We start from the raw sequence: 8,453 nt of genomic DNA, 5'->3' as shown, positions 1-8,453 counted from the left end.
TCTCGCCATGCGGTGTTGGAGGACTTGGCAAGGGGGCGACCATTACCTGCGTCCTCCGCCTAGCCTGGCGAGATTTTGCGCAGCAACGCGGCTCGCGACGAAGCGAGAACAGACCCTAAGGCTGGCCGCAGTATAAGGGCGGGGAGTGGTGGGCTGTGTTGACCTAAGTCGGCTGTTACCCATGCGTGGCGCGTGTTAGAAGAGTCGGCTGAGTTGCATCCGTTGAGCCGTTGCCCACCCCGGAGGTACACTGCCGGCCCCGTGTGGCCTGGTTAGCTGGAGTGAACGATGCGTAAAGACAAGAAACAGGTGATTGGCGAAGAGATTGGTGACGAGCCGATCAAGCTGTTCCTCAGCGTAGAACCGGCCGATGCCACGCCGCCGTCGCTGCACAAGCTGGTCAAGGCCTACCGTGGCCTGCGTATCGACGATTTCGAGCGCTTTGTCGGCTTCTTCGTTGCCGCCGGCTACGACCTGAATGCCAAGGATGCCCAGGGCAATGACTTTATCGCGCTGATCCAGGATCAACGTTTTGCCGAGCCCTATATCGACGTGATCAAAGCCGCTCGCGGCTGATTCAACCCTCCGCCAGGCCGTTTTATCTGGCCTGGCTTCGCGGTTTGTCCCATGCAGAACGCTGCGCTCCATTCTGTTGTAGCTCCACAGCTATCGCGGGCAAGCCCGCTTACACAAGCAAAGCCAGCCCTTCCGCGATCTGTGCTCATGCCATACCCGTAGCCCGGATGTAATCCGGGGGAGTTCTGCGCAAATGAGCATTTCCCGGATTTCATCCGGGCTACGGACTCAGCCAGGCAACTCGGTTTCCAGTAGGAGCGGGCTTGCCCGCGATGCTTTTGAGCCTGCAAGAGATCGCGGGCATGGCCCGCTCCTACGACTCTGATATCTGTAGAAGCGGCGGGGACGCCTAGTTCCATGCCCGCGAAATCGTATGGTCGCCAGCCCTGCTCAGGCAATTACCCGCTCTACTTCTTACTGATAATCACGCAGATCAATAGTGCTGGGCGAAGCGAGACGACCGGTCATATTCTTGCCGGTATGAACTCCAGCATTCGACTCGACAAGCGTGACCTGATCCTCGCCAAAGGCGCCGAGGTGATGACCCGTCGTGGTTATCACGGCGCTGGCGTGCAGGAAATCGTCCAGGCGGCGGGGGTGCCGAAAGGCTCCTTCTACCACTACTTCGCCAGCAAGGAAGATTTCGCCCTGCAGGCCCTGCAACAGGTCTACCAACCGCGCCTGGCGCGTTATGCCGAAGCCCTGAACAATTCGGCGCTAAGCCCGCGCGAGCGCATCCTCGGTTATTACGCCGAGCTGGTGGAGCACTTCGCTCGCCAGGAACGTCTGGAATACCACTGTTTTATTGGCAGCCTGAGTTTCGAGATGGCCGAGCTGTCACCGACTCTGGGCGCGCAGGTCGATGCGATTCTGCAAGCCTCGGCGGACACCCTGCAGAGCTGTCTGGAGCAGGCGCAGGCGGCAGGTGAACTACCCGCCTATGAAGATTGCCGCAACCTGGCGAGCTTTATCGCCAACGCCTGGCAAGGCGCGCTGACCCGGCTCAAGGTGGCGAACAACACCCGCGCCCTGACTGACTTTATCCAACGCCTGCAGCTGCTGTTGCAGGCCTGATCCCAAACTCCCTTTAACCAGTTGCGGCGCTCTGGCCGCCCCGAGGAATGATGATGACCGATCCCGTTAAAGCGCTGTTCCAACCCTTTAGCCTGGGCAACCTGGAGCTGCCGACCCGTGTGGTTATGGCACCGATGACCCGTTCCTTCTCCCCGGGCGGCGTACCCAACAGCAAGGTCATCGAGTACTACCGTCGCCGCGCTGCAGCCGGCGTTGGCTTGATCGTCACCGAAGGCACCACTGTCGGTCACAAGGCATCCAACGGTTACCCGAACGTGCCACGTTTCTACGGTGAAGATGCCCTGGCCGGCTGGAAAAAAGTGGTCGAGGCCGTGCACGCCGAAGGCGGCAAGATCGTTCCGCAGCTGTGGCACGTGGGCAATGTGCGCAAGCTGGGCACTGAGCCGGACGCCAGCGTCCCTGGCTATGGCCCGAGCGAGAAAATCAAGGAAGGCAATGTCGTAGTTCACGGCATGACCCAGGACGACATCAAGGAAGTGATCGCCGCTTTCGCCCAAGCCGCCAAAGATGCCAAAGCCATCGGCATGGACGGCGTGGAAATTCACGGTGCCCACGGCTATCTGGTCGACCAGTTCTTCTGGGCCGGCAGCAATCAGCGCACCGACGAATACGGCGGTGACCTGGCGCAGCGCTCGCGCTTTGCCATCGAACTGATCCAGGCCGTACGCGCCGCAGTGGGCCCGGAATTCCCAATCATCTTCCGCTTCTCGCAGTGGAAGCAGCAGGACTACAGCGCCCGCCTGGTGGAAACCCCGGAAGCGCTGGAAGCCTTCCTCAAGCCGCTGTCTGAAGCCGGTGTGGATATTTTTCACTGCTCGACTCGCCGTTTCTGGGAGCCGGAATTCGACGGTTCCGAGCTGAACCTGGCTGGCTGGACGCGCAAGCTGACTGGCAAGCCAACGATCACCGTCGGCAGCGTTGGCCTGGACGGCGAGTTCCTGCAGTTTATGGTCAACACCGACAAGGTGGCTCAGCCAGCCAGCCTGGAAAACCTGCTGGAGCGCCTGAATAAGCAGGAGTTCGACCTGGTTGCCGTAGGCCGCGCGCTGCTGGTTGATCCGGATTGGGCGGTAAAAGTACGCGATGGCCGCGAGCAGGACATTCTGCCGTTTAGTCGTGATGCTCTGACCAGCCTGGTCTGAGAACCTATCTCGAATCTGCTGCGCGTCGGCGATACGGCGTTAAAAACAGGCTCGCTCTAGCTCGCGAGATCCGAAACAGGTTCTAAATACCCGTTTTATCGTGTGCGCCGCAAAACGGCGCAACACTCCTCAAGCCCCGGCACATCGGGGCTTTTTTTCGTCTGCATATCGGCCTGCTTGTAGGCGCGGGGGGCGCCTAGTTCCATGCCCGCGAAGCCCTTATCGCGGCCATGGGCCGCTCCTACAACCGGTTGGTGCGTGACGGTCACAGGCAAGCTGCGAGTCGTTGACTAGTATTGCCAGTGCCCCGCCACCAGGTACCGACTATGAAACGTGTTGTGCAGATCGCCGTATCCCTTGTCCTGCTGTTGCTGATTAGTCTGGCCGCAGCGGTCGCCTGGAACTGGGCGCCTGATCGCTCTCTGGCCGACCTCAAGCCGCGCTGGGCCTTGCCGCCCTCAGAGTTTCTGGCCATCGACGGCATGCTGGTGCACTTGCGTGATCAGGGCCGGCGCGATGACCCCGCGCCGATTGTGCTGCTGCACGGCACCTCGGCCAGCCTGCACACGTGGGAAGGCTGGGTGGCGGCGTTGCAGACTAAACGTCGGGTGATCAGCCTCGATCTACCGGGCTTCGGCCTGACCGGGCCATTCCCCGATGGCGATTACCGCATGGCCCACTACAGCGCTTTCCTCGGTCATGTGCTGGACCAGTTGCAGGTGCCGCGTGCGGTGCTGGCGGGCAACAGTTTTGGCGGACAGCTGGCCTGGCAATTTGCCCTGGATTATCCGCAACGGGTTGAACGGCTGGTGCTGGTGGATGCCGCCGGTTATCCGCGCAACGCCACCTCCATGCCCATCGGTTTTCGTCTGGCGCAGATGCCCGCGCTGGCGCCGCTGATGGCCAACCTGCTGCCCCGGCAGATGATCGAGGCAAGCATCCGCAACGTCTACGGCGACCCTGACAAGGTCAGCGATGAACTGGTTGATCGCTACTACGAGCTGACCCTGCGCGCCGGCAACCGCGAAGCCTTGCGTCAGCGTTTTATCCAGGCCGAAGCGGGGCAGAGCTACACGCGTATCGCCGAACTCAAGGTGCCGACGCTGATTATCTGGGGCGGCCGCGATGAGTTGATTCCGCCGGTCAACGCCGAACGCTTCAAGCGCGACATCAAGGGCAGCCGTCTGGTGTTGTTCGACGACCTCGGCCATGTGCCCCAAGAAGAGGACCCCGCGCGCACCGTGGCGGTGCTGATGGGCTTTCTAGAGGGCTAGCCGGGGTTTAGGGCGGTTTTTTGCTGCGCACTAAGCTGCTGATATTTCGAGAGAGATTACCTGCGCAAAAGAGCTGGCGTGCTTTGTGCTAACGCACTTTGCGCTGATTGGCTTTGGCCAATCTTGGTCTAGGCTCTCGGAATAACAATTATTCGGCAGGTGCAGTATGCCCAAGGCCATCAGGCTGTTTGTGCACGCAGTGGAGGCGCTCAACCGCGTTGTCGGGCGCTTCGCCATGTACCTGATCTTCGCCATTCTCGGCGTGCTGCTGTACTCCTCAATCAGCAAGACCTTCTTTATGCCGGCCGCTTGGACGCTGGAGTCGGCGCAGTTTCTGATGGTCGCCTACTTCCTGCTTGGCGGCGCCTATTCCATGCAGCTCGATGCCCATGTGCGCATGGATCTGTTTTACAGCCGCTGGTCGCCACGGGCCCGCGCGATCATCGATGCAATCACCATCGGCTTTCTGATTTTCTACCTGGTGTTCCTGCTCTACGGCGGTATTTCCTCGACCCAGTACGCCCTTGAGTACAACGAAACCAGCTACTCGGCCTGGTCGCCGAAAATGGCGCCGATCAAGATCATCATGTGCATCGGCATCGCCCTGATGCTGCTGCAGGCCATCGCCACCCTGTTCAAGGACATCGCCGCCGCGCGGGGGGAAACGCTGTAATGGATTACGAGCTGATAGCCCTGCTGATGTTCTCCTCGATGATGTTGCTGCTGCTTACCGGCAAACGGGTATTTGGCGCGATTGGTTTTGTCGCAGTGGCGGCGGCCCTGCTGTTGTGGGGCGATGGTGGTTCGGAAATGGCCTTCAGTGCGGCCATGAAACTGATGAAGTGGTACCCGCTGCTGACCCTGCCGCTGTTCGTATTTATGGGTTACATGCTCTCCGAATCAGGGCTGGCTGAAGACCTCTACAAGATGTTCCACGTCTGGATGGGGCCGCTCAATGGTGGCCTGGCCATCGGCACCATCGGCCTGATGGTGGCGATCTCGGCGATGAATGGCCTGAGCGTGGCCGGCATGGCCATCGGTGCCAGCATCGCGCTGCCTGAATTACTGCGCCGTGGTTACGACAAGATCATGGTCACCGGGGTGATCCAGGCCGGTAGCTCGCTGGGCATTCTGATTCCGCCGAGCGTGGTGCTGGTGCTGTACGGCATGATCGCCCGCCAGCCGGTCGGCCAGCTGTGGTTGGCCGGGGTGTTTCCCGGTCTGCTGATGGCTGGGCTGTTTATCCTCTATATCGCCGTGCGTTGCCGCTTGCAGCCCGAGCTGGGGCCGGCTTTATCCGCGGAGGAGCGCGGGCAGATCAGCCGACGCGAGAAACTGCTGCTGCTCAAGGCCGGCATTGCGCCGCTGTTTATCTTCTTCTGCATGACCGGGCTGTTTCTGATGGGCATCACCAGCCTGGTGGAAAGCTCGGCGGTGGGCGCAGCGGCAGCCACCCTGATGGCGTTGGTCAAGGGCCGTTTGACCCGCCGCGTGATGGAAGAAACCCTGCGCAAGACCCTTGGCATCAGCTGCATGTTTATGTGGATCATCCTCGCTGCACTGTGCTTCGGCGCGGTGTTTGATGGCCTCGGTGCGGTCAAGGCGATTGAGGCATTCTTCCTCGAAAGCCTCGGGCTGGGGCCTTGGCAGGTGCTGATCCTGATGCAGCTGTCGTTCATCATCATGGGCATGTTCCTCGATGACACCGCCATGCTGGTGATCGTCGCCCCCCTCTATATTCCGCTGGTCGGTGCGCTGGGCTTCGACCTGGTCTGGTATGGCGTGCTCTACACCATCACCTGCCAGATCGCCTATATGACCCCGCCCTTCGGCTACAACCTGTTTCTGATGCGCGCCATGGCTCCGCCGGAAGTCTCGCTGCGCGACATCTATGTGTCGGTTACCCCATTCGTGCTGATCATGGTGCTGGCGTTGGTGCTGGTCATGGTCTTCCCGCAGATCGCCCTGTGGTTGCCACAGTGGCATTACGGCAGGTGAGCACATGAATTTCAGCAGTAGGCCAGCGCAGTCGCACCTATAGAAGCCAGTGAGGATTGCTGCGGCATGTGCCGCTTATGCCGTACGCAATCCTCAAGGGCTTTGTCGCAATCAGGTGCAGGTTGCCCCTCTGAAAACCCTGCCAGTGCCCCGTGGGCCAGGCAGTGCGGTTGTATGCCATCTGAATCGACAAGCCTGGAGATAACAGCATGAGTACGAGACGCAGTTTTCTGAAAACCGCCGCGGTGGCCACCGGGGCAGCAGGGGCAACGGCACTAGGCCCGGCGCATATCTACGCCGCCGAGCCGAAGAAAATCGTCTGGCGCCTGCAGACCTATGCCGGCGCGGCCCTGGGCGAGCATGTGATCAAACCGTCCATCGACGCCTTCAACAAGGCCGCCAATGGCGAGATGGAAATCCAGCTGTATTACGCCGACCAGCTGGTGCCCACCGGCGAGCTGTTCCGTGCCATGCAGAAGGGCACCATCGATGCGGTGCAAAGCGATGACGACTCCATCGCCGCGCCCGTGGATATCTCGGTGTTTGGCGGCTACTTCCCCTTTGCCACGCGCTACAGCCTGGATATTCCGGTGTTGTTCAACCAGTACGGGCTCAATGAAATTTGGGCCGAAGCCTATGGCGAAGTCAAAGGCGTAACCTGGCTCGGCGCTGGCGCCTGGGACCCGTGCCACTTCGCCACGGTGGAGCCGATCACCAAGCTTGAACACCTCAAGGGCAAGCGCATCTTCACTTTTCCCACGGCCGGTAAGTTCCTCACCCGTTTCGGCGTGATCCCGGTAACCCTGCCCTGGGAAGATGTCGAGGTGGCCATGCAGACCGGCGAGCTGGACGGTATTGCCTGGTCCGGCATCACCGAGGACTACACCGTCGGTTGGGCCAACGTGACCAAGTACTTCCTTACCAACAACATCTCCGGCGCCTGGTGTGGCTCCTACTTCGCCAACTCGGACAAGTGGGCCGAGGTGCCCGAGCACCTGAAAACCCTGTTCAAACTGTGCATGGACAGCTCCAACTACTACCGCCAGCACTGGTATTGGGGCGGCGAGGCGCAACTGCGGGTCGAAGGCGGCAAGCTGCAACTGACCTCCATCCCGGCCGAAGAGTGGGCCACGGTGGAAGCCGAGGCGCTGAAGTTCTGGGATGAAATCGCCAAAACCAGCCCACGCTGCGCCCGCGTGGTGAAGATCTTCAAGAAGTACAACGCCCTGATGGCCAAGGCTGGCGCGCCCTATCGTTGATCGCGTCGATCTGCTGCAAAACCACGCCCGCGCCGCAAGGTGCGGGCGTATTTTTTTGCGCGGCGGGCAGGCGGCTCAGTCAGTGCGCGTAGCGATTCTGTAGGGCCTGGAAGCGACCATCCTGCTGCACGCGCTGTAAAGCAGCGCGCCAGCGCGCGATGTCCTGCTCCGGCATGCTGCGTGACAGGGCGATAAAGCCTTCATCACGGCCCAGTTGCACGGCGCTTGGGCGTACCTTGTCGGCCGTGACGCCAGCCTCGCGCAGCCTCTGCGCCAGCCCTGAGTCAGCCGAGGCAACCAGCGCGATCCGGCCGGCTGCGAGCATGCCGAAGCAGGTGCTGTAAGCGTTGTTGCGCTTTAGCTGCGAGAACCCCAACGCCGTCAGGCGTTCGTCATGGGAGCTGCTGTTGAGCACGCACACTGGCAAGCTCTTGGCGTCGTGCAGGCTCTGGATACCGGTGGGGTGCAGGGTGTTTTCGTAGAGCCAGTCCGTCTCTTCCCAGATGGGCCCGACCCAGTGTGCTAGCGGCAGGCGCTCCGGGGTTTTGCCGAGGTTGAAGAGCACGACATCGTCACGCTGTTGCAGTTGCGCCAGACCGCGCGCCAAGGGCACTTCCTGGATCGGCAGCGGCTCGGCCATATCGGCCAGCAGCTCGCGCACCAGCTCCAGAAAGAACGCCCGCTTGCCGGCATGTTCGCGTCCGCGTAACTGGCCGTCGATCAGCTCGGCCTGGCTGTCCAGGCTGTGGGTATAGATCAGCCAGTCACGCGCTAGGCAGGTTGTGGGGGCGAGCAAGCCCGTCAGGCTCAATCCCAGCACCAGTACGGCCGTCGCAAGAGTTTTATGGCGCGTCTGGCTGCGCGCTGGCGTACGGCTGAACATCAACTTCAAACAACCTCCGGCATGAACCCTTGAGCAGTTTCATCGACTTATGCCGCCAGACTTTAACTGAGGCGTGCGCCTGACGCTTTACAGTGGATGACACGGCTTTGCCATCTAATGACTCTACGGCTCAGGTGTAAAGCGCTATCCGCCACTGAGCGCGCCGCCAACGGTTGTTTTGTGCAATCGCTCAGCCAATTCGGAAATCCTGTACCACACTGAACAG

Annotated in this window: 8 protein-coding genes; 7 read left to right on the top strand and 1 reads right to left on the bottom strand. The window is 60.9% G+C overall.

Annotated elements, in window-relative coordinates; translation table 11 throughout:
• Positions 1-288: 288 nt before the first annotated feature.
• The 7 genes from Q8M42_RS06760 (at position 289) to Q8M42_RS06730 (ending at position 7,344) form a co-directional block, all read left to right on the top strand.
• Positions 289-576, top strand: coding sequence for a PA4642 family protein (locus tag Q8M42_RS06760; RefSeq protein WP_160088297.1), 288 nt, complete (start codon positions 289-291; stop codon positions 574-576).
• Between the two features lie 480 nt (positions 577-1,056).
• On the top strand, positions 1,057-1,650 hold the full coding sequence (locus Q8M42_RS06755) for a TetR/AcrR family transcriptional regulator (RefSeq protein ID WP_304866443.1): 594 nt from the start codon (positions 1,057-1,059) through the stop codon (positions 1,648-1,650).
• 53 nt (positions 1,651-1,703) lie between these two features.
• Positions 1,704-2,813 carry an NADH:flavin oxidoreductase gene (locus Q8M42_RS06750; RefSeq protein ID WP_304866440.1) on the top strand — a complete coding sequence of 370 codons (1,110 nt, stop codon included), beginning with the start codon at positions 1,704-1,706 and terminating at the stop codon, positions 2,811-2,813.
• 326 nt (positions 2,814-3,139) lie between these two features.
• On the top strand, positions 3,140-4,087 hold the full coding sequence (locus Q8M42_RS06745; RefSeq protein WP_304866437.1) for an alpha/beta fold hydrolase: 948 nt from the start codon (positions 3,140-3,142) through the stop codon (positions 4,085-4,087).
• A 166-nt stretch (positions 4,088-4,253) separates the two neighbouring features.
• Positions 4,254-4,760: a TRAP transporter small permease subunit gene (locus Q8M42_RS06740; RefSeq protein WP_160088289.1), complete on the top strand. Its 507-nt coding sequence runs from the start codon at positions 4,254-4,256 to the stop codon at positions 4,758-4,760.
• Positions 4,760-6,085, top strand: coding sequence for a TRAP transporter large permease subunit (locus Q8M42_RS06735; protein WP_304866430.1), 1,326 nt, complete (start codon positions 4,760-4,762; stop codon positions 6,083-6,085). Before Q8M42_RS06740 ends, Q8M42_RS06735 begins: the two co-directional genes overlap by 1 nt.
• A 209-nt stretch (positions 6,086-6,294) precedes the next feature.
• Positions 6,295-7,344 carry a TRAP transporter substrate-binding protein gene (locus tag Q8M42_RS06730; protein WP_304866427.1) on the top strand — a complete coding sequence of 350 codons (1,050 nt, stop codon included), beginning with the start codon at positions 6,295-6,297 and terminating at the stop codon, positions 7,342-7,344.
• 79 nt (positions 7,345-7,423) lie between these two features.
• On the opposite strand, the gene Q8M42_RS06725 is transcribed toward Q8M42_RS06730, so the two are convergent.
• Positions 7,424-8,236, bottom strand: coding sequence for a substrate-binding periplasmic protein (locus Q8M42_RS06725; RefSeq protein WP_370870340.1), 813 nt, complete (start codon positions 8,234-8,236; stop codon positions 7,424-7,426).
• Between the last annotated feature and the right edge of the window lie 217 nt (positions 8,237-8,453).

Source organism: Pseudomonas sp. (genome assembly GCF_030684895.1).
Taxonomy (GTDB): Bacteria; Pseudomonadota; Gammaproteobacteria; order Pseudomonadales; family Pseudomonadaceae; genus Aquipseudomonas.
The sequence above is the reverse complement of the archived record's forward strand: the minus strand, read 5'-3'. Positions and strand labels throughout refer to the sequence as shown.